We start from the raw sequence: 24,371 nt of genomic DNA, 5'->3' as shown, positions 1-24,371 counted from the left end.
AGCTAATCTTTACCGAATTCCTCAGCATTTCCTTCGACGGTGGCACGCCACTTTGATGGTGAGGGCAGGCCCTGGCTTTCAACCGCCAGCCAGAGACCTGCTTGCCGCCGGTCTTACGAGCCGAGGCGTGCCAGATGACCTGCGGCTTTGCGCAGGATGCGCTTTGCAATTCGCTTTGCCCACGACGGTGCCTTTACCTGCTTCGGACCAAGTCCTTCGACGCCATGACCATCAATAGACTGGTTGGCGCTCTTCATCACCTGCAGCTTGCGGATCAGCATGCGCTGCTGACCGACATAGCCATCCGTCTCAATCCGCAGGAAGGCGCAGCGTGTCCTGGGGAATGTGTGGCCCTTCCGGGAACTAGCTGCATCAGTCTCCTCCACCACCGTGATCCAAGACGCCAAAGCATGCGGACGAACCATGATCCGGTAGGACGTGGCCCTGTCATCCTCAGAAAGCCAGTGGACCATGACCTCGTCAATCATTACCGGCTGGCCCAAAGCAAACTCGATCCAGTCCTTTTGAGCAGTTGTCCTTGCCAAGGCCGCAGCATAGCCGATTGATGTGGTGCGCAGCAGATGACCTGCGTCGTTCGGAAACTCGAAGAAGGGCGACGACGCCACGACAGTGGCACCGCATTCGAAGGATAGGACGTCAGGAGAGACCTCCTCGTCAGCGGTCACCGCAGAACCGCTCTTAAATGTGAATTTGCTGCGATCGGCCCCGATCCCCTCATGGTCGTCAAGACGTCGGATGCTCGCCTTGCGCGGTGCGGAACCGCTGGTCAGCGCAGAAATATCCTGGAAAATGCTTGCGCCGAGTACCTCCCAGTTGAAGGCCGTCTCGAAGAAGCGCCGGGAGTTCCTGCCCTTTTCAACCAGGAGGGCCCGGTCTCGGGAAAGCCGGTCGATCATCGCGCCAACGCTTTCGGCCCGGTCGATTGCAACGACAAATCCGATATCGTTTCGCGTCACCACGTCGGCAACGAATTGCGTGGTACTGGAGAGGATGGGCAGGCCGGCGGCTGCATATTGCGACAGCTGGTTAGGGCAGCAATAGCGATAGCCGAACCATGCCGGATTGTAGGCGATCAGCCCGACATCGGCTTCTCGTGCCTTGGCGACCAGCTCGGATTCGGCAACGGCCGGAGGAAACTGTACCGACTTCGAGGAAAGACCGAGAGACTTGGCCAGATCCATCATGCGGGTCCGGTAATCGTTCTGGGGCCCTCTCAGGATGAGCCGGGCACCGGACTTGACGTGAACCCAGGCGCGCAGGACTTCCTCGATGCCGCGCCCTTCGGCGAACCCGCCCTGATAGAGCACCTGCAGCGGCTCCTGACGTTTCCGGCGCTGGAAATCCTCCTCAAGGCCGGAGAAGTGCCCCTCGTCCACGCTTGCGGCATTGGGGAGGTTGCGGAACCTCACGCCATATTCGTGCTCCATGAGACCGCAGAGCTGGGGCGTTACGCCGACATTGATGTCCGTCAGGGCCGCAAGACGGCCCTCCATGGCGCTCCAGAACTCGATCTCCCAATGCTGGAAGTCCGTATAGGAATAGGGCCAGTATTCATGCGCATCGAAGACCACGGGAATGTTCTGGGTCTCGCCACAGGCCACGGCGGCAAAAAGCGCCTCGAGATCCACACCCACAACCAGATTGGGCGCCCCGATCTGCTCGATCACGTTGAGCAGTGCCGCATTGGTGTTGACCATGTATTCGCAGATGCTGCGGAAGCGGGCAAGTTCTGTCTCATGCGCCACGGCAGCGCCGAGCTTGGTCTCAAGCAGCGGGGTCGGCATGACCGCGTAGTCCGCCAGCATGCCCAGCAGGAACCGGGCGTGGGAGGCCGGGCATTCGCGCAGTTCGCCGGAGGTCGGCACCCAGTTCAGTTCATGCCGCGACCGTTCGGCCCTGATGACCCGGATCCCGTTTTCCTGAAGCGTCGTGGTGGTGCGTTCTCCGATGACGTTGAAATGATAGGTGCCGATCACGGTCACGTCATGCGTGAGCTGAAGCGATTCCGCAAACCAGTTCACGCGTGGATCGATCTTCGGATCGTGCGCGCAGAGGATGTAGGCCGATGGCTTCGCGGCGACGTCCGTTCGGTCGTCGATGCCGGACCGAAGGCTCTTCTCGGCGAGCTTTGCGTCAATCGCCGCATCGGCTCTCTTGACAAAGCTTTCATACCAGTTGTCCGGATTAAGGATGATCTCTTCAAAGGACCGGATCGCCATCTGCCTCTGGACGGCGTCGTCCCGGAGGAAATCCATCACCGCATCGATGTTGCCCAGATCCTTCCGCAGCGGGAAGTAGTGCTGGTGGGCATGGAAAAGATCCGAATAGCGTCCCTCGTAGAGAAGCTGTGCCGCACCGGAAGCAGCGGCCTCGAAGTGGCGCGGCGAAATCTGCGCGTAGTTCACGTTGCCTTCGACGGTGTGAAGGAATTCCTCGTGGGCGCGCAGGTAATAGTCGTAGGAAGCCGGATCTTCGCCGTCGCGGCGCTGCGCGTAATCGCGGCACCATTTGACCACCGAACCATCGAAGTCGAAGATGTTAGATCCGGATTCGACGCCGAGAACGACATTCGAACTGCGCAGGAAGTTCTCCCAGACGGCACCGGAAATGCGGTCCTCCCAGCGGCTCGATATGTCGAAGGCGATGCCGCCGCGCTCGGCCAGAACCTTTTCCATGTCGTAGCCGATGCCGCGCTTCTCGTAGCCAAGACGACCGAACTCGAGTGGCTGGATGGACCCGCGATAGGTCACGCCCAGGGTCTTGTCGACCAGCGGCAGTTCCTGGCGCATGACCGGCGAGACATAACCCGTCAAGGTGCGGATCAGCGTGCAAGTATCGCCGATCACGGCGCGTGAATACACCTTCTCGTGCTCGCTCTCGGGCAGGCAGGTGAAGATGATGTCGAAACCCTTGTCTCGGACGAGGGGTGCCAGTTCACCCGAATGGACCTGCTCATCCTGCTTCATGAGCATCTTCACGCCGTCGAAATCCGCAATGCCGCGTTTCATGTCGACATCGAGATTGCGGACGGTCTGGGGGAAGTAGCTGATCGTTGGATGGATGATGACGCCTTCATACTCATCCAGATCGAGTTCAGCCGGAAGGCTTAGTCGCCCGGCACGTCCCGGCCAGAGGTTGAGCAACTGCACTTCGTGCCGACTGAGCGCCTGCCAGGCCACGATCCCTTCCGGTATGGTCTCGATGCCATTCGGGTCGAAATAGGCAATCAGAAGAAGTCGAGCATCCCGGCTGCCGAAGGGACGTTTGCCGAATACAGGCTTTCTTTTCATGTCATGCCTCGATTGTGTTGTAAGGCTGTGTTCACCCGAAACGGACTGGAGCCGATCCTTGATTGACGGCCAGGCACATTGTTCTGGTCTTCAGGCTTTCTTGCGAAACAGGATATTGATCTCGAGAAAACCCGCAACCTGATCGCATAGCCGCTGGAAGTGCTCCGGGAAGCGGATCGAGACCTGGTTCATCAGATCGAGGAAGTTCTGTTCCGAGAGTTCAGTGAAGGCGCGCATCTGCGCGATGCCCGGCAGATCGTCCGGCAATTCATCCAGAATTCCCCTGACCTCCGCCGCATTTTCGGCAATCTTCATCCGGCAGGGCTGCAGTCCCCGGTAGGTCGGCAGAACCATGGCATGCTCGACATAGTCGAGGACCAGCACCCGTTCGAAATGAAGACGGAGGCTACAGAGATCGAAGCGCCAGACGTGAACGAAGTTGAACTCGCGATAGTCGTAATAGGTTTTCATGTCCTCTTCGAAAGGAACACGCGCTGGCAGGTAGCCCCCCGGCTTGAACACCCGGCCATTTCCCGCGTGGCCCCGTAGAAATCCAGGACGTGCTCCAGCACATCCGTGGAGATCACGACGTCGAAGGCCTCGTCCTCGTAAGGAGGGTCTTCCAGCATGGCCATGCAGACGTCGATGCCCCTCTGGCGCGTAAGCTCCAGATAGTCGAGGGACATGTCCACGCCATATCGGCTGTTCTCAGTGAAGCCGGACAGCAGCCCCCCAAGGCCGACGCCCGCATCGAGCAGTACGTCGCCCGGACGGACGAAGCGGTTCATGATGTCGAGTGTCGACTGGTCGAGGGTGCTCCAGGTCGTCTCCGACGTGAAGGGGTTGCCCCCCGTTTCCTCGAGAGACTTCAGGTGCCTCGAGGAAATGTCGTCATAGTTCCGGATGTATTCGCTGGTTTCGGAAAAGACTGGAATACCTCTTTCCGTGCGCCTCAGCGGTTGCCGTCGATAGGGCGCAGGTCCGGACTTTGCTTCCAGCATCAGGTCATTCTCCTGCATATCTTCTCACATCGGGCACGAAGTGCTGATGCTGGAGGATGCAGCGGAGAATGGTCGCGCGGTTCGCATTTGTCCATTCGATCGTGCGGGCCAGACCGGTCTCATGGTCCACTTCCGCCACGAAGCCGAGCTTTTCCCGCGCCTTCTCGATGGCTGCGAAACGCTGGCCGGACCGGTCCCAGTTGCGGGCCGGGGTCAGGGCGATGGGCGTGGGATTGCCGGTCATCGCGTTCACCCGCTCCGCAAGCGTGCGAATTGTGGTTTCGACGCCCGAGCCCAGATTGTAGATCTCGCCCGGCTCGCCTTTCAGCGCCGCCGCCATCAGGCCGCGCGCCATGTCCTCGACGAAAATGAAGTCGCGGCTGGCAATCCCGCCATTCTCGACTGGCAGCGCTTCCTGGTGCAGGGCGCGCCAGATGAAGGTCGGCGTGACATTGCGCCAGACCGTATGAACGGTGCCTCTCCAGCGCCCCGCGCCCAGGATTTCCCCGGGACCGTAGACGTTCTGGAAACGGGCCTTGACGAAGGGCATGCCGTGGCGCTGCCAATAGTAGTTGCCGTACATCTCGCCGATCAGCTTCGAGATGGAATAGGGGCTGTCATGATAGAGCGAAACCGGCGCGTCTTCCGCCGTGGCGCTGGCACCGTCGAATGTCTTTTCGGCGACCGCGCAGCCGGCGGCCGCATAGACCACCTTCTTGATCGACTTCAGATCCTTCAGCCGCTCGAAGAGCTTCAGACTGGTGATCGTGTTGTTGTCGTGATCCGCAATCGGGTCCGCGATCGAAGACTGGTTGCCGTGGTAGCAGGCAAGATGGAACACGTAGTCGATATCGTCGGCAAGACCGACCAGGACCCGTTCATTGGTGATGGCCGATGGGATGAACCGGATCGCCTCATGATCAGGCACATTGAGCGGGTCCGAAGACAGAAGGTTGTCGATGACGGTGATCTGGCGCGGCTTTTCGGCAAGGATTAGGCGAACGAGATTGGACCCGACAAAGCCGGCCCCGCCAACAACGACGATGTGCTGGTCACGAAAACTTGCGGTCACTTGGATGTACCCTCTTTCTCGAAGTCGGGCGACTTGAGGTGGCTGAAGATGGCGGTAACGCCGTGCGAGTCATACCAGGACAGCATCCGGGCGATGATGTCCGCGAAGCCATGGCGCGGCTCCCAGCCGAATGCAGCGATGGTTTCCTTCGGATCGAGCACGACGGCCGGAACATCGTCCGGGCCCGGATCGACTTCCGGCACATCTGCGTCAGGGTCCTTGCCCACATGAGCCGACACCAGACGGAAGATATCGCGGATGGTGTGGCCGGTGCCAGTTGAAACATTGAAGATGCCGGTGGGAGCGCCCTGTTCAAGCGCCTTGTCGACGATCGCCAGGAAGTCTTCCATGTCGATGAAATCGCGTACCGTGCGGGAACAGAAGCAGGACTTGTCAGCCTTCAGACGGGTATAGAAGGTCGGAATGGGACCAATGGCAAGACGCGGTCCGGTCACATTGGCAAGCCGCAGCGACACCCATGGTACCGTACTCATGGCCACGTAATTCTCGCCCGCCTGCTTCGACACGCCATAGCTGGTAAACGGCCGCGCTGGCGCCGAAACCGGAATCGGCACATTGTCCGGGCGACCGTAGCCGAGCGCTGTGTGGAAATTCACCAGACGCTTGACGCCGGCAGCCTCGCAGGCCCTGATGACCAAGATCGAGCCCTCGCCGTTGACGCGAGCATCGGTGATCCAGTCGTCCGGATCGCGGTACGAGGCGGCGGAATGGATCACATGCGTCGGCTGGAACTCGGCAAAAACCCGCTCCAGCAACCCTTCGTCCAGGATCGAACCATCGACGATTGTGAGGCGGGGATGTCCCTCGGGAAGCGAAAGACGATGGCCTGTCACGTAATTGTCGATGGTGCAGACCTCATGGCCTGCCGCCAGATAGTGTTCCGCAAGATTGGAACCGAGGCAGCCCGCCCCGCCGGTGATGAGCAGGCGCATTACTTGTTGTTCTCCCGGATCTCGCCACGAGCTTCCTTGAGATGGGTGTAACCACCCACGACGCCCTCGTTCGCCCAGCGCTCCACGGAAACACGCGCGATCTCGTCGAGGGGGGTAAAGGAAACGTCGCCGAAATCGGCAAAAAGGCGCGAGGGGTCTAGCAGGATGGAGGCTGCGTCATCCGGGCCGAGCGGACGCACTTCCGGAACGGGATAATCGTTCAGCTTCATGGCGCGAACGACCGCGTCGTAGAGTTCCTTGATCGCCACGTCGTGACCGGAGGAGAAGTGGTAGGTTCCGCTGCCGACGCCGTCGAGGGCGCGCACGACGACCTTCGCCAGATCGCCAGCATAGCAGAAGTCACGCCGCGCTTCGGTGACGAAGCACTTCTTGCCCTCGGAAAGGCGCGAATAGAAGATCGGCAGGGGGCCGGACACATTGCGCTCGCCGATGACATTGGCCAGGCGGAAGGTCACCCATTCGACGCCGCTGAACTGCACGTAGTGCTCGCCCGCGGTCTTGGAAATGGCATAGGAGGAATTGACCGGGTTGATCGGGTGATCGAGCGTGATGGGGGACTGCTGCGGATTGGTGCCATAGCAGAGCGCGGTCTGGAAATAGACGAGGCGCCGGACCTTATGGTCGCGGCAGGCTTTGGCGATGTTCGCGGTTCCCGCGGCATTGACCATGCTGTCCGTGTACCAGTCATCTGGATCCTTGTAGGAGGCCGCGGTGTGGACCACCATTTCGGGCTTGAACTCCTCGAAGCAGCGGGCGACGAGGTCGGGATCGACGATCGAACCCTCCACGGCGGTCAGGAGCGGATGCTCGACCAAGTTGTCGCGCCGGCCCGTTGCAAAGTTGTCGATCGAAAGGACTTCATCGCCACGCGCCAGCAGCATTCCTGCGACAGTGGAGCCTACCTGGCCGAAGCCACCCGTTACCAGAACCTTCATGGGAACCTCTTATATCTTAGGAGCCGACACGACGTCGGCATTGATCATGTTGCGGTATTCGGCAGCCCGATCGTGGAACAGCTGTTGCCAGATCTCGAGCGAAAGGATTCCCCAGGTCTTGCGTGAGAACTGGCCGCCCTTGTCGAAGCTCGCCAGGATGACGTCGTTGTTGAAGAAGGCGCGCTGCTTGGCCCGCTGGCCAACGAAGATGTCCGAGATAAAATCGCGCAGCTCGCCGGAGAACCATTCCTTCAGTGGGACCGGGAAACCCATCTTGTCGCGCCGGTTCATCACAGAATCTGGTAGATGCGGGCGGGAATATTCCTTCAACAGGTGCTTCATGCGACCGCCGGGGAATTTGATGTCCGCCGGTATAGTTGCGGCAAACTCCACCAGCGCCTTATCGAGGAACGGGACACGCGCTTCCAACCCGTGGGCCATGGACATGCGGTCTTCGACCTGAAGCAGCGCGGGAAGAAGGCACTTGAAGTCGAAATGGGTCATGGAGTCGAAATAGGCCTCCTTGCGGACATTGCGCACGGAGTTGAAGACCGACTTGTAGCGCTCCACGACGCCCTGGAGATCGAGCTGTGTCCACTCCACCTCGCCCTGCATGTCGCTGGAACGATCGATAAGGCTGAGATAGCGCTCGTCCATGGGGCCGAAGAGCCCGTTTGCGAAGAACTGCCGCAGCAAGGGCTTGTATTCCTGCAGGACCCGCAGGTTCGGAATGATCGATTCCGGCGTCACGACGAAATTGCCGTTGTGCTGGCTGCCGTTGATCGAGGCGTGCAAGGCCTGCTCGAGATAGGCAACCAGATAGCGGGCATAGCCGCCGAAGATCTCGTCGCCGCCCTGTCCGCCGAGCACGACCTTGACGTGCTCCGCAGCAAGCTTGGACACCATGTACTGGGGGAAGGAACCGGGGCCGGCCACCGGGTGATCGAGGTGATAGATCACTTTGAAGATATTGTCGCGGAAATCCGAGGCGTTGATGGCGGTCTGGTAGAGGTCAAGTCCCGCCATGTCGGCTACTGCCTGGGCGTGGTGGCTCTCGTCGTAGGCCGGGGCTTCGAGGAACTTGCCATGGAAAACCTTGTTGGCGGCAGTCGGATGGCTCCGCGCCATGGACGCGATCAGGCTCGAATCGATACCACCAGAGACATAGGCGCCGACAGGAACGTCGGACCGCATGTGAAGATCCATGCTTTCCTGAAGGATCTCGTCCATCCGCTCCTGGAAATAGCGCGGGGTGTGCAGATAATCGATCTCGTAGTGGACATCCCAGTAGCGGCTGACCACAACCTCGCCGTTCCGGATCCGCAAGGCATGGCCTGGAAGCAGCGTGTAGACATCCTTGAAGAGGTTCTTGTCGCCGACCTGGTACTGGAACGTCAGGTATTCGGCAAGCGCGCTCGGGTCCGTCTCGATCTCGGGCAGGAACGGTAGGAGCGCCTTGCACTCCGATGCGAAGTACAAGACCCGGTCGACAATCGCATAGTAGAATGGCTTGATGCCGAAATGGTCGCGCGCCGCTATGAACTCGTTGTCCTTGAGAATGGCGAAGCTGAACATGCCGCGCAGGCGATCGAGAAAATCGCCGCCCCAGCGTGCATGCGCGGCGAGAATAGTTTCGGTGTCCGATTGGGTCCGAAAGGTCCAGCCCTCCTTCAGCTGCTCCCGGAGCTCGCGGTAATTGTAGATCTCGCCGTTGAACGTGATGCAGGACCCGTCATTTCCCATCATGGGCTGGGCACCATGCTCACTCAGATCAATGATCGAAAGGCGACGATGCGCAAAGCCGGCCGCACTGCCGGGCGCGACCCAGATGCCCTGCCCGTCAGGTCCGCGATGCGCGATCAGCGCGTTCATCACCTTGAGCTTGTGCTCTATGCGATCGATCTGCATTCCATCCAGGGACAAGATCCCAGCAATTCCGCACATATCTATCTTTTTCCAATTGCCTGTCGGGGTGTTAGGCGTTGTAGAGAAGCCCCGCGAACCCTGTCATCCAAGCCTAAGCGTTTCCTTTAAGGGCGTCGCCGACGCCCCGTGCAGTCCAGTGGCCTTCGGGCTCCATTATCCTCGCAGCAAATGATCCACAACATGCTCGGCGGCGCGTCCGTCACCATAGGGTGTGGCCGTCGATGTCACCGGGCGCTGTGCCGCTGCGGAAGTGACTGCAGACACGACCCGCGCCGTATCGGCCCCCACAATGCTGTTCCAGCCGAGTGCGACGGTTTCCACCCATTCGGTCTCGTCACGCATCGTCACGCAGGGCACACCGTAGAAGAAGGCTTCCTTCTGCACGCCACCGGAATCCGTAACAATGACCTGGGCGGCCTGCTCCAACGCGACCATGTCCAGAAAACCGAGGGGATCGGTCAGGATGACGTTGGACAGTTTCTCGCGCGTAGCATCGTTGAGCAGCTTGCGGGTGCGCGGATGCAGGGGAAGAACCAGTTTCGTTCCGACGGAAATCTGCCGGAACGCCTCGACGATGGCACCCAGGCGGGCGGGATCGTCGGTGTTCTCCTGCCGGTGGCACGTGGCCAGCACGAATTTGCCCTGTTCCAGGCCAAGACGGCGCAGCACGTCCGATTGCGCGCGCGCCTTTTCCCGCATGTGCAGCGCCACGTCATACATCACGTCGCCGACATTGAAGACGCCCGTCGTGATGCCTTCGCGCCGCAGATTGGTCACCGCCTCGTCCGTCGGGCAGAGCAGAAGGGCCGAAACGCGGTCGGACAGCACCCGGTTCACTTCCTCGGGCATGCGCATGTTGAAGGAGCGAAGGCCCGCTTCCACATGGGCGACCGGGATATGCAGCTTTGCCGCAGCCAGCGCGCCAGCGAGTGTCGAATTGGTATCGCCGTAGATCAGCACCCAGTCCGGCTTTTCGGCGAGCATCACCTCTTCCACCGCGACAAGCATCCTGCCGGTCATCGATCCATGCGTTCCGCTGGAGATCTCCAGATTGTGCGCCGGCGCCGGTATTTCCAGTTCGTTGAAGAAAACTGCGGACATGTTTTCGTCGAAATGCTGCCCTGTATGGACCATCACCTCGGTCAGGCGGTCGCCAACCCTGGATATGGCACGCGACACAGCCGCAGCCTTGATGAACTGCGGGCGCGCGCCAACGATCGTGAGGACCTTCCTCGTCATGCGGCAACGGCCTCCAGAACGGCAGCGACGACCTCGGCCTGCGTTTCGGCCTCGATGAAGGGATGCATGGGGAGGCTGAGCACTCGGCGTCCCAGTTCTTCCGAATTCGCCAGCGTTCCGGAAATGCGCGACAGCTTGGAATAGGCCGGCTGCAAGTGAAGCGGCACGGGGTAATGGATCGCGGTGGGAACCCCTCTAGACTGCAGATGGGCGGCAACCCGGTCGCGTTCATCCACCTTGATGGTAAACTGCGCCCAGACGCAATCGCGGTCGGCACGGACCACGGGCAGGCCGACCTTGTTATGGCCGGTCAGAGCAGCGATGTAACGCTTGCCCGCCTCTATACGAGCCTTCACTTCCGATTCGAAGGTTTCAAGCTTGGCCAGGACCACAGCGCATTGGATAGTATCCATGCGCCCACCGACGCCGACGCGCGTATGAAAGTAGCGCTTCTCCTGACCGTGCACGCGGATCTCGCGCATGATCTTTGCAAGAACCGGATTATTGGTGAAGATCGCACCGCCATCACCGTAGCAGCCGAGCGGCTTGCTTGGGAAAAAGCTTGTGCACCCGATTCGGGAAACTGCACAGCTTTTCTGGCCACGATAGGACGCACCAAAGCTCTGGGCCGCATCCTCGATCACAACAAGACCATGACGTTCGGCAAGTGCGTTGATCTCTTCCATGTCAGGGATCTGACCATAGAGCGACACTGGCATGATTGCCCGAGTGCGGTCCGTGATGGCTGCCTCGATCAGCGATGCATCGATGTTGCAGGTGTCAGGCTCGACGTCCACAAACACGGGGGTCGCGCCGACCAGCGCGATGACTTCAGCCGTTGCCGCAAAGGTGAAGGGAGACGTAATGACTTCGTCACCCGGCCGAATGTCCAGTGCCATCAGCGCGATGAGCAACGCTTCCGTTCCGGAAGACACCGTAATGCATTCCGGCGCACCGGTGTAAGCAACCAGCGCCTTCTCCAGTTCGGCGACCTCCGGACCCATGATGTACTGGCCATGGTCCAGCACCGTCTGGATGCGATTGTTGATCTTGTCGCGGCTCGCCTGATACTGGGCCTTGAGGTCGATGAATTGCATGATCAGCTCCCTATCTTCTTGCAGCTTTCGGCACTGATTTCGTAGCGGGTACCGTCCTCGTCGGCAATGATCCCAGTGCCCTCGAGACGATTGCCCATTTCGGACATCCAGCCGATCCGGCGTGCGGGTACACCCACCATGAGCGCATAGTCGGGCACGTCGCGGGACACGACGGCGCCAGCGCCTACAAAGGCATGGCAACCGATGGTCACGCCGCAGACGATCGTGCAGTTCGCCCCAAGAGTTGCGCCCTTGCGTACCAGCGTCGGACGGTACTCGCTTTTACGAACCACCGCGGAGCGGGGATTATACACGTTGGTGAAGACCATGCTCGGCCCGCAAAAGACATCGTCTTCGAGCGTAACCGCATCGTAGACCGACACGTTGTTCTGGATCTTCACGCGGTTACCGATCTTCACGTCGTTGCCGATGAAAACGTTCTGGCCAAGCGAGCAGTCGTTGCCTATCACGGCCTTTCCGCAGACATGGACCCAATGCCAGACTCGGGTTCCCGATCCAATGCGGGCCCCCTCGTCGACGATGGCGGTCTCGTGGATGGCGGCAGACATTTCAGTACTCCAGAGGAAGACTGATGCGCTTCCCGTCCCTAGCCGACATGTAAGTCGCAATGATCAGTTCCAGAGATTTCAGTCCGGCGCGTCCATCGGTCTCGGGCTCGGCTTCGCCGCGCATGACCTGGAGAACATTGTCGTAATAGAGCGGGTGGCCGAAACCGTAGACCGAGGTAGTTTCGTAGCTCGCCTGGTGAACGAGGTCGTCGCCTTCCGCCGGCGTCTCGAACTCCCAGTGCTGCACCTCGTTGACCGCCACCCCACCAATCCTCGCAGTCCCCTTCTCGCCGAGAATGGTGATCGAGCCTTCCAGGTTCTTCGGGTAGGTCAGCATGGTCACGTTCATCGAGCCGAGGGCGCCATTGCGCCAGCGCAGCGACATGACGCCGGTATCTTCAGCCTCGATCTTGCGCGCAAGTGTTGCCGTATAGGCCTGCAGACTTTCGACAGGACCGATCAGCCAGTCGAGAAGGTCCACATAATGGCTCGCCTGGTTCATAAAGGCGCCGCCGTCGAACTCCCATTTACCGCGCCAGGACGCCGCATCGTAATAGTCCTGCGGACGGGTCCAGAAGACGTTCACGTTCACCATGTAGATCCGACCGAAGCGACCAGCCTCGACAGCGCGCTTCAGCATCTGAAGGGTGGCGTTGCGGCGGTTCTGCTTGACCACGAAGAGGCGAACCTTTGCTTCGTCGCAAGCTTTTACCATACGCAGGGCATCCTGCCAGCGGGTGGCCATTGGCTTTTCCGAGAGCACGTGGCGACCGGAGGCGGCCACACGAATCGCCTGTTCGGCATGAAGACCGCTTGGCGTCGTCAGCACGACGACATCCGCCGTGGTGTTGGCAAGCATCTCGTCCATCTCGGTCCAGACACGCCCGCCCGTCAAATTGCCTGCCGCACCGGCACGGTCGAGCACCACGTCGCAAACATCGACGATTTCAGCGCGATCGGCATGCTGCTTCAGGGCCGAAAGATGGTTTTGTGCGATGCGGCCGCAGCCGACGACGGCGAAGCGAATCTTGCGGTCGGTGACCGGCTTGAAGAAAGTCTGCATTATGCCCTCACAATATGCGCGCTGTTTTCGAGGTAGCGACCACGTGTGTCCACGATCAACTGTGAATGGGCCTTGATCATCTCGTAGTCGAACCTGTCATGGTCCGTGGCAACCAGCACGCAGTCATATTGTCCTAGCGTTTCGGGTGATAGAGACACACTCGACAGGTCGAAATGGGCGTGATCGCGCAGATGCGGGAATACCGGCACATGCGGGTCGGCATAGGCAACCGTCGCACCGAGGTCACGCAGCTTTTCCATCAGCACGACTGAAGGCGATTCGCGCATGTCATCGACATTCTTCTTGTAGGCTAAGCCAAGCACCAGAACAGAGGCTCCGTTCACAGACTTCCGCTTCTGGTTCAGGGCAAGCTGCACCTTGGAGATGACATAATCGGGCATGGCCGCATTCACTTCGCCGGCCAGCTCGATGAAACGGGTGTTCACGCCATATTCCCGCGCCTTCCAGGTCAGGTAGAATGGATCGATCGGGATGCAGTGACCGCCGAGGCCGGGACCGGGATAATAGGGAACGAAACCGAAAGGCTTGGTGGCTGCCGCGCGGATGACCTCGTGGATATCGATGCCCATCTTGTCGGCAACGACCTTCATTTCGTTGACTAGACCGATATTGACCGCCCGATGGATGTTCTCAAGTAGCTTCGTCAGTTCAGCAGCTCGGGTGGAACTCACCTGAACTACGCGGTCGATCACCTCGCTGTAGAGAGCGACGCCTGCCTCCAGACAGGCCGCACTGTAGCCGCCGCATACCTTCGGAATGGTCTTGGTGGTAAAGGAGGGATTGCCCGGATCTTCGCGCTCGGGGGAGTAGACCAGGAAGAAGTCCTGGCCGACCTTGAACTCACGCGACTGAATGCGCGGCAGGAGTTCCTCATCGGTGGTGCCGGGGTAGGTCGTGCTTTCCAGCGCGAGAAGCTGTCCCTTTCGGAGATACGGAACAAGCGCGTCCGTCGTGTTGAGGACGAAGCTTAGATCCGGCTCACGGTGATGGTCCAGTGGCGTGGGCACGCAAAGGATCAGCGCGTCTGCTTCGCTCGCGCGGGAGAAATCGGTGGAGAATTCGTGCGGACGCGCGAGGACCTCCTGAATGGAGGCTTCGGAAATATGCTCGATGTAACTTTTCCCAGCATTGAGCTTGTCCACTTTCGCCGAGTCGATATCAAGGCCCATAACCTTGAAACCGACCTGACTGAACCGAAGTATAAGCGGCAGACCGACATATCCGAGACCGATGACAGCGATCGTAGCAGACTTGTTCTTGAAACGATCCATGATTTGGGATTTCAACGTCATTACCTATAAATCCAAAAACGGGGCACAACCGTCCATCGGCAGGCGAACCGCCTATAGCACGCGGCAGAAATCTTTTCCAAGAGCTAGATCCTCCTAAAATTACCTGTTGGGCAGTGATTTCGAAAGGTCGGACGCGGCGCCGTAAGCGCAATTGCGGGCGCGACCGGAAGCAAAGTGTTCCCAGTGAGCAGTAACAGTGCTTGATCAGCCCCAGCCAGTGATCTTCAGGTAGGTGCGCCCTAGCAGCTCATAGTCGTGTTTCGACTCCACGAAGCATTTACCCTTGCTTCCGAGAACATCCCTTTCGGCAGGGGTCATGCAGGCAAGTCTGTCGAGGGCCTGGGCGACTTCCGACGGACCTGCTCCGGGAACGGAGATACCACACCCTGCCTCGGCAACAATATCGTTGCCAGCCTCAATGGCCGACACGATCGGTAGCCCGGACACCATGTAGTCGAAGATCTTGTTCGGGCTGATGCCGAACCGGAACACGGGGCTTGGTTTCAGCCCGATGAAACCGATATCCACATGTTTCAAGATGGCGCGAGCGACCGACTTTGGCATCTGGCCAAAGAAACGGACCTGCTCGGAAAGGCCGAGGCTTGCCACCATCGCCTTCAATTGCTCCTCCACATCCCCACGCCCGACGATCAGGGCCCGCACCGAGGGGTTGCGAGTCTTAAGAAGGGCCATGGCATCGATCAGGCGGTCGACATTGTTGGGGACGCCCAGTGCTCCGGTATAGGACACGATGCATAACCCTTTGCTCCGCCATTCGTCGATCAGAGCAAAGATGGGCGACCCCGGGGGACGATCCGACGGTTCGTCCCGAACGATCCCGTTCGGAATATAGTGCCATCGGTCTCCTGTAAGACCGCGAGAACGCATGTATTCCTCGGTTCTGGGCAGCAAGGACACAACCGCGTCCGCATGGAAGTAGCCGAAACGCTCGACGGCTGCGGTCAGCCTTATCATGGGATGTCGGTTCGATACGTTCATGATTTCGGTGATGCTGGCCGGCCAGAGATCTCGGACCTCAAAGATCGACCGAGCGCCGAGCAACCGGGCAAGCCGGTGGGTAGCGATGAAGCTGAAGGGATGCGGGCTGGAGGCTATGATGACATCCGGTCTGCCATGCAGGCTGATCAACTGGCGCTGGCTCGCCCAAAAAGCTGCCGTAAACGCAAACATATTGAGCACCCGCATGAGGCCATTGGTGCTATAGGCTGGCGCCGGAAGGAAGTGATAATCAACACCTTCTACCTGCTGCGGGCCGGATGGCTGGCTGGCATCGAGCATGTGATGTCTGTTGGCGGCGATGACGGTTGCCCTTGCCCCGTGCTTCACCCAGGTGCGGGCCAAGTACCAGCCGCGGCTGTGGCGACCGATACCGGGGCCGCCGGCATAGTGGGCAACATACCAGATGTTGGGGACAGAGGAAGACATCAGGTCACGATCCCGAAGGCCTTCTGCCACAGCGCAACACTGTAGAGGCGCCATTGGCTTTTCAGGGGAAGCTCGTGAAATCCGGCGGCAAGGGCCTTGGTGTCGGAGACCGATGCCAGAAGGTCCGAGTCGGCCACGGCCGACTTCATCTCGTCTGCGTGCCTCTTAAGCCAGATTGCATCGGGTGCGTTGAAGGAATACTTGTTGCGCCGCCAAGTGATGTCGCGAGGCATGCGATCCTGCATCGCCTTTCGCAGGATCCATTTCGTCCAGCCTTGCCTGATCTTGAAGCGGGCCGGAAGCGAAAGAGACAGCTCGACAAGTCGAAAATCGAGGAATGGAAGTCTGGCCTCGACGCCATGCCACATGGAATTGCGATCCTCGTATCGGAGAAGAACGGGGAGGTTCGTTTTTTCGATTTCCAGCTTCTGGAGATAGAAGGCGCTGCCGGAGTGACGGGCGAACGCGGCGATATGATCAGGTATGGAGGCTGCACCCCTGAGAAAGGGCATTTCCCGCCGATGCCCCGCCATGCGAATGTAGGCTAGACGCGCTCCCAGCACATAGCGGGCTATCCCTGCGGGGCCGAGCCTGCCATTGGCGACACGAATGGAGGCCAGGCCTTCCAGAACGCCCTGAAGACCGGCATGACGCCATTGCTGCCTGAGGAAGGTGTAATAGTATTTCTCGTAGCCAAGCAAGGTCTCGTCGCCGCCCTGCCCGTCCAGCAGGACTTTGATGCCATGGTCGCGGGCAGCCTTCATAACAAAATACTGCATTGTCAGGGAAGGTCCGCCGAAGGGCTCCTGCTGGCTTGCGACGATATCGGGCAGACTTTCCCGGAAATCCGCATAAGTAGGTTTCACCCGGATCCAGTTGAGATGGCTGTTTTCGACGAGCCGTGCCGCAAAGGGCGTCTCGTCCGTGGCCAGATCCTCGCTGATGGCGGTAATCGCATGGAAGGGGGCCGATGTGCCAGCGTGCAGCTGGCTGGCAATGGTCGCAATCGAGGAGGAGTCGAGCCCTCCGCTCAGGCATGTCCCGACAAGCACATCGGAACGCAGGCGAACCCTGACAGCATCATCAAGCAGGGCACTAAACCGAGCCAGCGCCTCTTGCTCGCACAGCCTCTCAAATTCAGGGTGAGGCTCGAGCGCATAATAGGGCATAATCGTGAAACGACCGGTTTGGAAATCATAGATTGCGCTGGTTCCGGCCGGCATTTTCCGCACCCCTTCGAAGAAGGTGCCGTCGTCGAGGTCCAGGCCGCCTGTCAGCAGAAAGCACTTCACCCGGTCCGGGTCAGTACGGCGCGAGGGAAGATAGGCCAAAAGTTGGCCGATCTCGGACCCGAAGGCAAAGACCGCCGGCTCGTCGACGTAGAAGAGCGGCTTCACGCCGAAGCGGTCACGGGACAGCACAAGACGGTTCTTCCGCCTGTCATGGATCGCGAAAGCCCACATGCCATTGAACCGCCTAACGCAGTCATGACCCCATTCCGCATAGGCGGCTAGAATGACCTCACTGTCCGAGGATGTCCGAAAGGCGTGACCCCGGGTTCTAAGTTCCTCGCGCAGCTCCAGATAATTGTAGATTTCGCCGTTGAAGATGAGGCTGAGAGTGCCGTCCTGCGAATGCATCGGCTGCAGCCCGCCCTCGCTGAGATCGACGATCGCGAGCCGTCGATGTCCCAGGCCGACATTGCCGTATCGAAACGTGCCACGTCCATCAGGACCGCGATGCGCCACCGCATCGACCATCCGGTCCAGCTCCTCCTGCGAGACAGGCGCGCCGGTCCTGTTGACGATGCCGACTATGCCGCACATTCGGGAGCTCCTGCATTTGGCCTGAACCGATTCAGGATTGCGGCAAACCGCGCGCCCTCGACAGCCCAAGAAACATCGTTACGGACCATTTCCAGGCGCTTCCGGAAAGCCTGCCGCCGGCCCGCATCCACGGCCATATCAGTGAGCATGGCGGCAGCCGACACGGCAGTCGAGAGATCTCCGATAAGCCCGATCCCCATGTCGCCCACGAACCGCCGAAGTTCCGGAAGATCACTGGCGACCATAGGCACTCCCGAGGCGATGAACTCGAAGAGCTTATTGGGAGTGCAGTAATAGGTATTCAGGCAGTTCGCCTGATAGGGGATGATTCCGAAATCTGCGGAGGCCGTCAGGTGCAGCAGGTCACACTGGGGCACTGCGTTGAGGAAGTGGACGCGTCCGGAAACACCGAGCTGACCTGCAAGGCGCCGGAGGGGAACGGCCATCTGCCCGTCTCCCAGGAAAACGATATGCAGGTCGGGCGTACCAACACCAGGCATGGCGCGCACAAGGGTCTCCAGGTTCCGGCCGGCGGACAGTCCCCCCTGATACAGACCGATGACGGCGGTATCGCCGATGCCAAGGCGTTGCCGGAGCGCGCCCCTGTGAGCGGGATCAGGCACAAGCGGACGCTCGGCATTCAGGATTACCTGTACATCTGAAAGGCCGTATCGCTGCTCCAGCTCGGTTGCAATCGATTGATTGACCGTAATGACGCAGTCGGCGCTCCTGATATGCTGGTCCTCGATCAGCCGCCAGCGCCTCTTCTCGCGCTCGCTGAATTCCTGTTCGGCGAAAAGTTCGTGGCTATCATAGACGAGGCTTGTCCCCCTGGCCTTGGCTACCCGGGCTCCAACTGGCAGCATAGGAAGATCATGCACAACGACAAGTGCCGCAGGATGGCGAAGCGCCTCGGCGAGGAATAGGTCGACATAGAATTTTTCCTGGTCGACGAAATAGGTCCAAGTCAGGGCCTTGAGACGTCGCATCAGCGCAGAATTCATTGGCAGCAGGGCCCGCATCTTGCGGTAAAGCGCGAGCACGAGGAATTCGCGCGTGTGAATTGTGGGCGTGATCCCGAGCCGGGACACCCGGGGGTCCGGCACCTGTTCCGGCTTATCCAGCGGCATCCCTAGAACGCGCACTGACCAACCCGCGCTCTCCAGCGCATCCGCTTCGAGAAGGATACGGCGATCGATCTGGCGATCGGCCGTCAGCATCAACACCAGGGGCCGGTCGGCGGCCTCCCCTCCGGCCGGCTGGGCCTCGCCGGTAATCGCGCTCATGCCTTTACTGCCTTTTCCCCCGCCGTCTCCACTGACGTGGCGTCGGGTAGGGAAACCGTGTCGAAAAACCATTCGCTGGTGTGGAAGAAGCCTGCACTCACCGAAGAAAGCGAATCGGGCAGCTCGACGGTGATGGAGAAACTCCTGTTCACGAGGTCATAGCGTGCCACTTGGGAAATGTTCTCCAACGTGGCTTCATCATGGATCGAAACGCCGATCGTGTAGATGCCAGGTCCAAGTTGGTTGGGGTTCAGCACGATTTCCACCTGGCGGCCCGTGCCTTCGACCCCGTCAAAATGATCGGGAGGCCCGAAGAACCGTGTCATGCATCGCCCCTGCAGGTCGTTAATCGCCAGACCATAGGTACACTGGAAACGCCGCGTCTCCTCTACCTCTAGGAAGATGGTGAACTTCGCCGGCTGCAGCGAAACGAGCTTTTCGGTCGGCCCCTGCGGTCCGCTGACAGCAAAACCGGCAATCTTCAGCCCAGGTTCACCACCCCAGGAGGAAAGGCCCGTCGACTCCACATTGCGAAAGATGCGGCCCTCGGTCTCGGGGATCTTCGGGAACTGCGGCTCGCCGGCATTCGGAACGAAGAATGGGATCTGCATGCGGGCTGATGCCGCATGATCGGAAACGGGCTTGGCGTTGATGAGGTACGGATCTGCGGGGACCTTCGCGCCGATGGCCCCCGGGCGGTCCAGGCCAGTAGACTGTGCTCGCGGCGCATTCGTCCGGCGCCGGGTGGAAGACGGGTCTCCGCTGCCCGGCATGGCGCCATACATCGCCTCTTCGTAGGATTTCACCACGCCAAAGGCACTGCCGGTTTCCCGGATGCGTCCGCCTTCCATCCAGATGGCGTTCTCGCACAGCTCAAGCACTTGGCTCATGGCGTGCGACACCAGCAGCAGGGTGCAGCCGCCACTAACGATGCGCTCCACCCTTTGTTTGGACTTGGCGAGGAAGTAGGCATCACCGGCTCCGAGCACCTCATCGATAATCAGCACATCTGGCTTTATGGCGGTTGCAGTCGCAAACATGAGGCGTGACTGCATGCCGCTCGAATAGGTTTTGAAGGGCTCGTCGAGAAAGGGACCGAGTTCGCAGAAATCCACCACGTCTTCAAAGGCCTCGCGAACCTCGATGGAAGAGAGACCGTTGTAGTGCAGGGAAGCCTTTATGTTTTCGCGGCCGCTGTAATCGGGATGGAAGCCCTGCCCCATGGTCATCAGCGCCTGGACGGAACCATTCACCTCGATCTCGCCGCTGCTCGGGCGATAATTGCCCGAAATCAGCTTCAGGAGGGTAGTCTTGCCAGCCCCGTTTCGGCCGATCAGGCCAAGCCGCTGGCCGCGTCCGAGCTCGAAGCTGACATCATCGAGAGCAACAAATTCCCGAAGGGCCTCCGCACTCTTCCGACGCAGACCGATGGCCTCCAGGAGTTGCTCCTTTGGCCCCCCCCCCAGACGATAGCGCTTCGTGACGTGGCGAAAAACGATGGCTGGCTTGGTGTCGTGCTGCATGTCAGGCGAAATCCACAAAGGCGAAACGGGCACGCTTGAAGAAGGCGAGGCCGATCCCGAAACTGGCAAAGCCCAGGAAGAGGCACCCGAGGACCGCATAGAGCGGCGGCCAGTCGCCCAGCGCCAGCGGCGCCTGAAGGCAGAAGATGAAATAGCTGAGCGGATTGCAATAGACGAGGAATTTCAGGGCAGGCGGCACCATTTCCGGGGTATAGGCCATTGGGCTGAGGACCATGGCCGCCATGTTGATGATGCCCACGGCCTGCTGCAGATCCCGCACGACCAGCGCCAGAAGCGACGTGATCCATACCAACCCCATAAGGAACATGATTAGCAGGATCCATGTGAAGGGTATCATGACCAGCGAGATCCACGATGCAGAGCCAACGAAGACCGCTGCAATCCAAGTAAGGATAAGGGCCGAAAGGGCCGGTACCTGGCTTGCCAGCACGGATCGTGGCGGCAGAAGCTCCGCAGGGAAGACGGTGTTCATCAGCAGCGAGCGCTGACCAGAGATGATGCTCATGCCACTGGAGAGGCTCTCCGAGAACATGATGATCGCGGTCAGGCCGCTCATCACGAGGATTGTATAGGTCGCGGGGTCGATGTTTGGAACCCGGACCTTGAAGATCACGACATAGATCGTGGCATAGAAGACAAGCAGGGACAGTGGATAGAGAAATGCCCAGGCAGTTCCGAAATAGGAGCCCGCATAGCGCTGCTGCACGTCATGTCGGACAGCGTGAACAAGGCGGCCGCCATACATGCGGATGTAATCTCTCCCCCGTTGCTTTGATCTCTTTAGCATGGACCCGATACTAGCCATTATGAATACCGATCTCTTCGCGGACAGCGGGTCCGCCATAAACCAAGACGGGCCAATCGCGACCGCCTACCTCAAGTCGGGTCCCTATAACAGGGAGGCCCGGGCCGGACAAGGGAGATGGTACCGAGCCCCCTTGTCCGGGAGGTTGGTTTGACCCGGCAAAAGGTCAATACGATGTCCGGCACCGGACAGTCGACGGCGAGCTTCCTCTCTCTGCGCCTAGAGTAACGAATAGAGGACGAGGAGCTTGCCTCCCTCGACATTCCAATTGAGCGTATGAGATGCAAGGCGAGCGGCGCTCCTGAACTCATCGAGGCGGGCAGGGTCGGACAGGATGGCGGTGATCGTCCGTGCCGCCGTAGACGGATCCGCGAAATCCACGGTCACCCCGCATTCATATTGCCCCGCCACAGATCGGAGGAATGGCAAATCGTTGCAGACGAAAGGCACTCCCGCTGCAATGAACTCGAACAGCTTGTTGGGGCTGCAGTAGTAATTGTTCAGATCGACCCCGTGATAGGGTATGGCACCGATATCCGCAAAAGGGGTCAGCTCGGCAAGATCGCTGTTGGGAAGCGGGCCCAGAAAGACCACCCGGCCATCATCGGTTCCCTGCGCGCGGGAAATCGCCTTCAACTCCGCCTCGAAGGTACCGTAGCCGACTAGCACGAGACGGATGCCGGGAGGAAAGCTGGCGGCGCATCGAACGAGCTGCTCGATCCCCCGCTCGGGACTCATCCACCCCTGATACATCACGATCCGATCAGCGGGCGCGATCCCGGTCATCGCCCGCAGACGGTCCCGTGCGGGAACTGGCTCCACATGCGTTGCGTTGAGGATCACAGCTGGTTTCTTGATACCATAATCGCGCGCCATGATGTCCGCAATATAGGGATTGACCGTGATGACGAGGTCGGGAATTCCGATCAGGCGTTTCTCCAGACGGCGATAGCGCTGCTGGATCGCCGGAGGCAGCTGGGACTGGGCGTGATAGAGTTCATGGGCATCGTAGACCAACCGGGCAGGCCGGCGCTTCACGGCTGCGACAGCAACCTTCAGCAAGGGAAAATCGTGGCAATGCAGGATATCGAAGTCGAAACCCAGGATCTTTTCGAGCACATAGTAATCGAAGCCACTGAACCCAGTCAGGGAAGACAGGACCCTGCGACCGATCCGGCCGAGCAATTTATGCAGCCGCTGGGACCCGAAGGAAAGCGGACCGAGGAACCGATCGATGCGCCGGTCGCTCCAGTCATAGGTGTAGCGGTGGATGTGCAGCCCATCAACGACGTAGTCGGCGGGCTCCTGGCATTCAAAGCCCGCCAGCAGCCTCACCTCATATCCTGCCTCGATCAGGGTCCGGGCCTCCAGAAGGATGCGCCGGTCGATCATCAGATGGTCGGTCGTGACCATGAGAACCCTGTTTTTCCCTGGCGTCTTCAAGCTGGCAAACCTTTCATCCCATTACTGAAGCAGAGAGGCTCCGTTTACGGTCCTGCTTCAATCAGCCTCGTGTAAATCGATGTCAACTCCCTCGCTATTCCATCCCAAGAATATCGCGCCCTGGCATGGCCGGAGATGAATGCGGGATCGAAGTCGTGAATGTCACGGCACATTTCCGCAAGGCCGGAGGCCAGCCCCTCTGTATCGTTGGAGACGAGCCGGCCAAGCGCCGGTTCAATAATCAGCCCTTCCGGACCGCCGCAGCGGGTGCTGAGGACAGGAACGCCGCAGGCGAAGGACTCGATAGTGACGAGACTGAACGTCTCCACTTCGCTCGAAACCACGAGGAAATCATGAGAGCGCATGGCATCCGCCACGCCGGCGCGGTCGGTCTTGTCGAAGAACAGGATACGATCCGACAGGCCGCGACGGGCAACCTCCCGCTCGGCCTCTGCCCGCCCCTCCCCATCGCCCATCAGGGACAAGGTCAGCTGCGGACATTCGGCAGCCACCTTCGAAAAGGCCTCGATGAGCCGGTCGACCCGCTTGACCGAAACGAAATGGCCGACCCAGAGCGCCCGGATGCCGTTGCCGCGCCTCCTGGCCGGCGCAGCGTGGAACGTGTTTTCGTCATATCCGTTTGACAATACGGAAAGGGACGTCTCTGGCAAGCCGAGCTGTGTTGCCATGTCCTTACGAAGAGACCCTCCGACGGCAATCACATGGTTTGCCGCCTTCACAGCACGGCGGGTCAAGTACCTCTTCAGGACATGGTTCGTCAGTACGGAGAAGGGACCCGTATGCTCCGTGATTATAAGCGGCACGCCCCCGAGCCGGGCCGCCGAAAGACCCGCATGGCCGTCAAGATAACTAGTATGGGCGTGGACAAGATCATAGGGGAAGTCCTTGCGGATGTTAGCAAGAATGCTTCGCAACCCCAGGCCATAGGTCCAGGCGTGGAGCCACGGCCGAAAAAGGCCGCCCGCCATATACGGAAAGAACGCTACGGGAACACCATCCCGTTCGCTCCATTGCCAGCCAGCCTGCGATCTACGCCAGGCTTGCGCATAGCGGACAATGTTTTGCGGCTTGTACTTGTGCGTCCAGTAGGGGTCGCCGGAGAGAACGCGGGCATCCACGCCGAGACGGCGAAGAGCCCGAACTTGTTCCATAACGAAAATCCCGCCGACCTTGTGATGGTCGCGGGGAAACATGTGCGACAACACTAACAGGCGGTGCATGCAGCGTCTTCCAGGCAATGGGGAAGGTCAGGTGTGTTCATGTCTGCCAGCATATATGATCATAGACACGCCCTGTCCATCACCAGCCTGGTGGAGAACGGTCAATGCGGCCTAATGAAACCGAACTGCCTTCCGTTGAGGGCTGTCGTCAGTTGCGCACGAGTTCACAGAAGAATTACTCAACCGTGACGGACTTTGCGAGGTTGCGCGGCTGGTCGACATCCGTGCCCATGAAGACGGCGGTGTGATAGGCCAGCAGCTGAATCGGGATCGAGTAAAT

General features: G+C 59.7%; 19 protein-coding genes and 1 pseudogene. All 20 read right to left on the bottom strand.

Annotation, left to right across the window (positions count from 1 at the left end; translation table 11 throughout):
• Positions 1-113: 113 nt before the first annotated feature.
• Complete coding sequence (locus H6M51_RS23185; RefSeq protein ID WP_185812168.1) at positions 114-3,311, bottom strand: glycosyltransferase; 3,198 nt, start codon at positions 3,309-3,311, stop codon at positions 114-116.
• A 90-nt stretch (positions 3,312-3,401) separates the two neighbouring features.
• On the bottom strand, positions 3,402-3,782 hold the full coding sequence (locus tag H6M51_RS23180; protein ID WP_185812167.1) for a hypothetical protein: 381 nt from the start codon (positions 3,780-3,782) through the stop codon (positions 3,402-3,404).
• On the bottom strand, positions 3,779-4,312 hold the full coding sequence (locus H6M51_RS23175; protein WP_185812166.1) for a bifunctional 2-polyprenyl-6-hydroxyphenol methylase/3-demethylubiquinol 3-O-methyltransferase UbiG: 534 nt from the start codon (positions 4,310-4,312) through the stop codon (positions 3,779-3,781). Before H6M51_RS23175 ends, H6M51_RS23180 begins: the two co-directional genes overlap by 4 nt.
• Positions 4,313-4,316: 4 nt before the next feature.
• Positions 4,317-5,384: an NAD-dependent epimerase/dehydratase family protein gene (locus H6M51_RS23170; protein WP_185812165.1), complete on the bottom strand. Its 1,068-nt coding sequence runs from the start codon at positions 5,382-5,384 to the stop codon at positions 4,317-4,319.
• Positions 5,381-6,337 carry an NAD-dependent epimerase/dehydratase family protein gene (locus tag H6M51_RS23165; protein ID WP_185812164.1) on the bottom strand — a complete coding sequence of 319 codons (957 nt, stop codon included), beginning with the start codon at positions 6,335-6,337 and terminating at the stop codon, positions 5,381-5,383. Before H6M51_RS23165 ends, H6M51_RS23170 begins: the two co-directional genes overlap by 4 nt.
• Positions 6,337-7,293, bottom strand: coding sequence for an NAD-dependent epimerase/dehydratase family protein (locus tag H6M51_RS23160; RefSeq protein WP_185812163.1), 957 nt, complete (start codon positions 7,291-7,293; stop codon positions 6,337-6,339). The genes H6M51_RS23165 and H6M51_RS23160 overlap by 1 nt, the downstream gene beginning before the upstream one ends.
• A 9-nt stretch (positions 7,294-7,302) precedes the next feature.
• Entirely contained in the window at positions 7,303-9,237 is a 1,935-nt protein-coding gene (asnB, locus tag H6M51_RS23155; RefSeq protein ID WP_185812162.1) for an asparagine synthase (glutamine-hydrolyzing), read from the bottom strand.
• Positions 9,238-9,372: 135 nt separating this feature from the next.
• Positions 9,373-10,458 carry a non-hydrolyzing UDP-N-acetylglucosamine 2-epimerase gene (gene wecB, locus H6M51_RS23150; protein WP_185812161.1) on the bottom strand — a complete coding sequence of 362 codons (1,086 nt, stop codon included), beginning with the start codon at positions 10,456-10,458 and terminating at the stop codon, positions 9,373-9,375.
• Entirely contained in the window at positions 10,455-11,555 is a 1,101-nt protein-coding gene (locus tag H6M51_RS23145; RefSeq protein ID WP_185812160.1) for a DegT/DnrJ/EryC1/StrS aminotransferase family protein, read from the bottom strand. The genes wecB and H6M51_RS23145 overlap by 4 nt, the downstream gene beginning before the upstream one ends.
• A 2-nt stretch (positions 11,556-11,557) precedes the next feature.
• A complete protein-coding gene (locus H6M51_RS23140) occupies positions 11,558-12,124 on the bottom strand; it encodes an acyltransferase (protein ID WP_185812159.1) in 567 nt (188 codons plus the stop codon).
• A gap of 1 nt (position 12,125) precedes the next feature.
• Positions 12,126-13,187, bottom strand: coding sequence for a Gfo/Idh/MocA family protein (locus H6M51_RS23135; RefSeq protein WP_185812158.1), 1,062 nt, complete (start codon positions 13,185-13,187; stop codon positions 12,126-12,128).
• Positions 13,187-14,500 carry a nucleotide sugar dehydrogenase gene (locus H6M51_RS23130; protein WP_185812157.1) on the bottom strand — a complete coding sequence of 438 codons (1,314 nt, stop codon included), beginning with the start codon at positions 14,498-14,500 and terminating at the stop codon, positions 13,187-13,189. The genes H6M51_RS23135 and H6M51_RS23130 overlap by 1 nt, the downstream gene beginning before the upstream one ends.
• 204 nt (positions 14,501-14,704) lie before the next feature.
• Positions 14,705-15,946: a glycosyltransferase family 4 protein gene (locus tag H6M51_RS23125; RefSeq protein ID WP_185812156.1), complete on the bottom strand. Its 1,242-nt coding sequence runs from the start codon at positions 15,944-15,946 to the stop codon at positions 14,705-14,707.
• The gene (gene asnB / locus H6M51_RS23120; protein ID WP_185812155.1) at positions 15,946-17,772 is read right to left on the bottom strand and encodes an asparagine synthase (glutamine-hydrolyzing); all 1,827 of its coding nucleotides are present in this window, start codon (positions 17,770-17,772) and stop codon (positions 15,946-15,948) included. The genes H6M51_RS23125 and asnB (H6M51_RS23120) overlap by 1 nt, the downstream gene beginning before the upstream one ends.
• Complete coding sequence (locus tag H6M51_RS23115) at positions 17,760-19,058, bottom strand: glycosyltransferase (protein ID WP_185812154.1); 1,299 nt, start codon at positions 19,056-19,058, stop codon at positions 17,760-17,762. Before H6M51_RS23115 ends, asnB (H6M51_RS23120) begins: the two co-directional genes overlap by 13 nt.
• On the bottom strand, positions 19,055-20,581 hold the full coding sequence (locus tag H6M51_RS23110; RefSeq protein WP_185812153.1) for an ABC transporter ATP-binding protein: 1,527 nt from the start codon (positions 20,579-20,581) through the stop codon (positions 19,055-19,057). Before H6M51_RS23110 ends, H6M51_RS23115 begins: the two co-directional genes overlap by 4 nt.
• Before the next feature lies 1 nt (position 20,582).
• Positions 20,583-21,347: an ABC transporter permease gene (locus H6M51_RS23105; protein WP_185812152.1), complete on the bottom strand. Its 765-nt coding sequence runs from the start codon at positions 21,345-21,347 to the stop codon at positions 20,583-20,585.
• A 279-nt stretch (positions 21,348-21,626) separates the two neighbouring features.
• Positions 21,627-22,820 (bottom strand): glycosyltransferase, encoded by a 1,194-nt coding sequence (locus H6M51_RS23100; protein WP_185812151.1) that lies wholly within the window; start codon positions 22,818-22,820, stop codon positions 21,627-21,629.
• Between the two features lie 74 nt (positions 22,821-22,894).
• Positions 22,895-24,022, bottom strand: coding sequence for a glycosyltransferase (locus tag H6M51_RS23095; RefSeq protein WP_185812150.1), 1,128 nt, complete (start codon positions 24,020-24,022; stop codon positions 22,895-22,897).
• A 244-nt stretch (positions 24,023-24,266) separates the two neighbouring features.
• Positions 24,267-24,371: pseudogene (locus H6M51_RS24525) on the bottom strand (sugar isomerase); the annotation flags it as partial.

The organism is Rhizobium sp. AQ_MP, from assembly GCF_014237835.1.
Lineage (GTDB): Bacteria > Pseudomonadota > Alphaproteobacteria > Rhizobiales > Rhizobiaceae > Allorhizobium.
This window is presented reverse-complemented; position numbering and strand designations above follow the sequence as displayed.

What these genes read in the sequence shown, in the direction of transcription:
- H6M51_RS23185 (WP_185812168.1), bottom strand. Translation starts at nt 3,311, where the DNA reads ATGAAAAGAAAGCCTGTATTCGGCAAACGTCCCTTCGGCAGCCGGGAT.
- H6M51_RS23180 (WP_185812167.1), bottom strand. Translation starts at nt 3,782, where the DNA reads ATGAAAACCTATTACGACTATCGCGAGTTCAACTTCGTTCACGTCTGG.
- H6M51_RS23175 (WP_185812166.1), bottom strand. Translation starts at nt 4,312, where the DNA reads ATGCTGGAAGCAAAGTCCGGACCTGCGCCCTATCGACGGCAACCGCTG.
- H6M51_RS23165 (WP_185812164.1), bottom strand. Translation starts at nt 6,337, where the DNA reads ATGCGCCTGCTCATCACCGGCGGGGCGGGCTGCCTCGGTTCCAATCTT.
- H6M51_RS23160 (WP_185812163.1), bottom strand. Translation starts at nt 7,293, where the DNA reads ATGAAGGTTCTGGTAACGGGTGGCTTCGGCCAGGTAGGCTCCACTGTC.
- asnB (WP_185812162.1), bottom strand. Translation starts at nt 9,237, where the DNA reads ATGTGCGGAATTGCTGGGATCTTGTCCCTGGATGGAATGCAGATCGAT.
- wecB (WP_185812161.1), bottom strand. Translation starts at nt 10,458, where the DNA reads ATGACGAGGAAGGTCCTCACGATCGTTGGCGCGCGCCCGCAGTTCATC.
- H6M51_RS23145 (WP_185812160.1), bottom strand. Translation starts at nt 11,555, where the DNA reads ATGCAATTCATCGACCTCAAGGCCCAGTATCAGGCGAGCCGCGACAAG.
- H6M51_RS23140 (WP_185812159.1), bottom strand. Translation starts at nt 12,124, where the DNA reads ATGTCTGCCGCCATCCACGAGACCGCCATCGTCGACGAGGGGGCCCGC.
- H6M51_RS23135 (WP_185812158.1), bottom strand. Translation starts at nt 13,187, where the DNA reads ATGCAGACTTTCTTCAAGCCGGTCACCGACCGCAAGATTCGCTTCGCC.
- H6M51_RS23130 (WP_185812157.1), bottom strand. Translation starts at nt 14,500, where the DNA reads ATGACGTTGAAATCCCAAATCATGGATCGTTTCAAGAACAAGTCTGCT.
- H6M51_RS23125 (WP_185812156.1), bottom strand. Translation starts at nt 15,946, where the DNA reads ATGTCTTCCTCTGTCCCCAACATCTGGTATGTTGCCCACTATGCCGGC.
- asnB (WP_185812155.1), bottom strand. Translation starts at nt 17,772, where the DNA reads ATGTGCGGCATAGTCGGCATCGTCAACAGGACCGGCGCGCCTGTCTCG.
- H6M51_RS23115 (WP_185812154.1), bottom strand. Translation starts at nt 19,058, where the DNA reads ATGAGCGCGATTACCGGCGAGGCCCAGCCGGCCGGAGGGGAGGCCGCC.
- H6M51_RS23110 (WP_185812153.1), bottom strand. Translation starts at nt 20,581, where the DNA reads ATGCAGCACGACACCAAGCCAGCCATCGTTTTTCGCCACGTCACGAAG.
- H6M51_RS23105 (WP_185812152.1), bottom strand. Translation starts at nt 21,347, where the DNA reads ATGTATGGCGGCCGCCTTGTTCACGCTGTCCGACATGACGTGCAGCAG.
- H6M51_RS23100 (WP_185812151.1), bottom strand. Translation starts at nt 22,820, where the DNA reads ATGGTCACGACCGACCATCTGATGATCGACCGGCGCATCCTTCTGGAG.
- H6M51_RS23095 (WP_185812150.1), bottom strand. Translation starts at nt 24,022, where the DNA reads ATGGAACAAGTTCGGGCTCTTCGCCGTCTCGGCGTGGATGCCCGCGTT.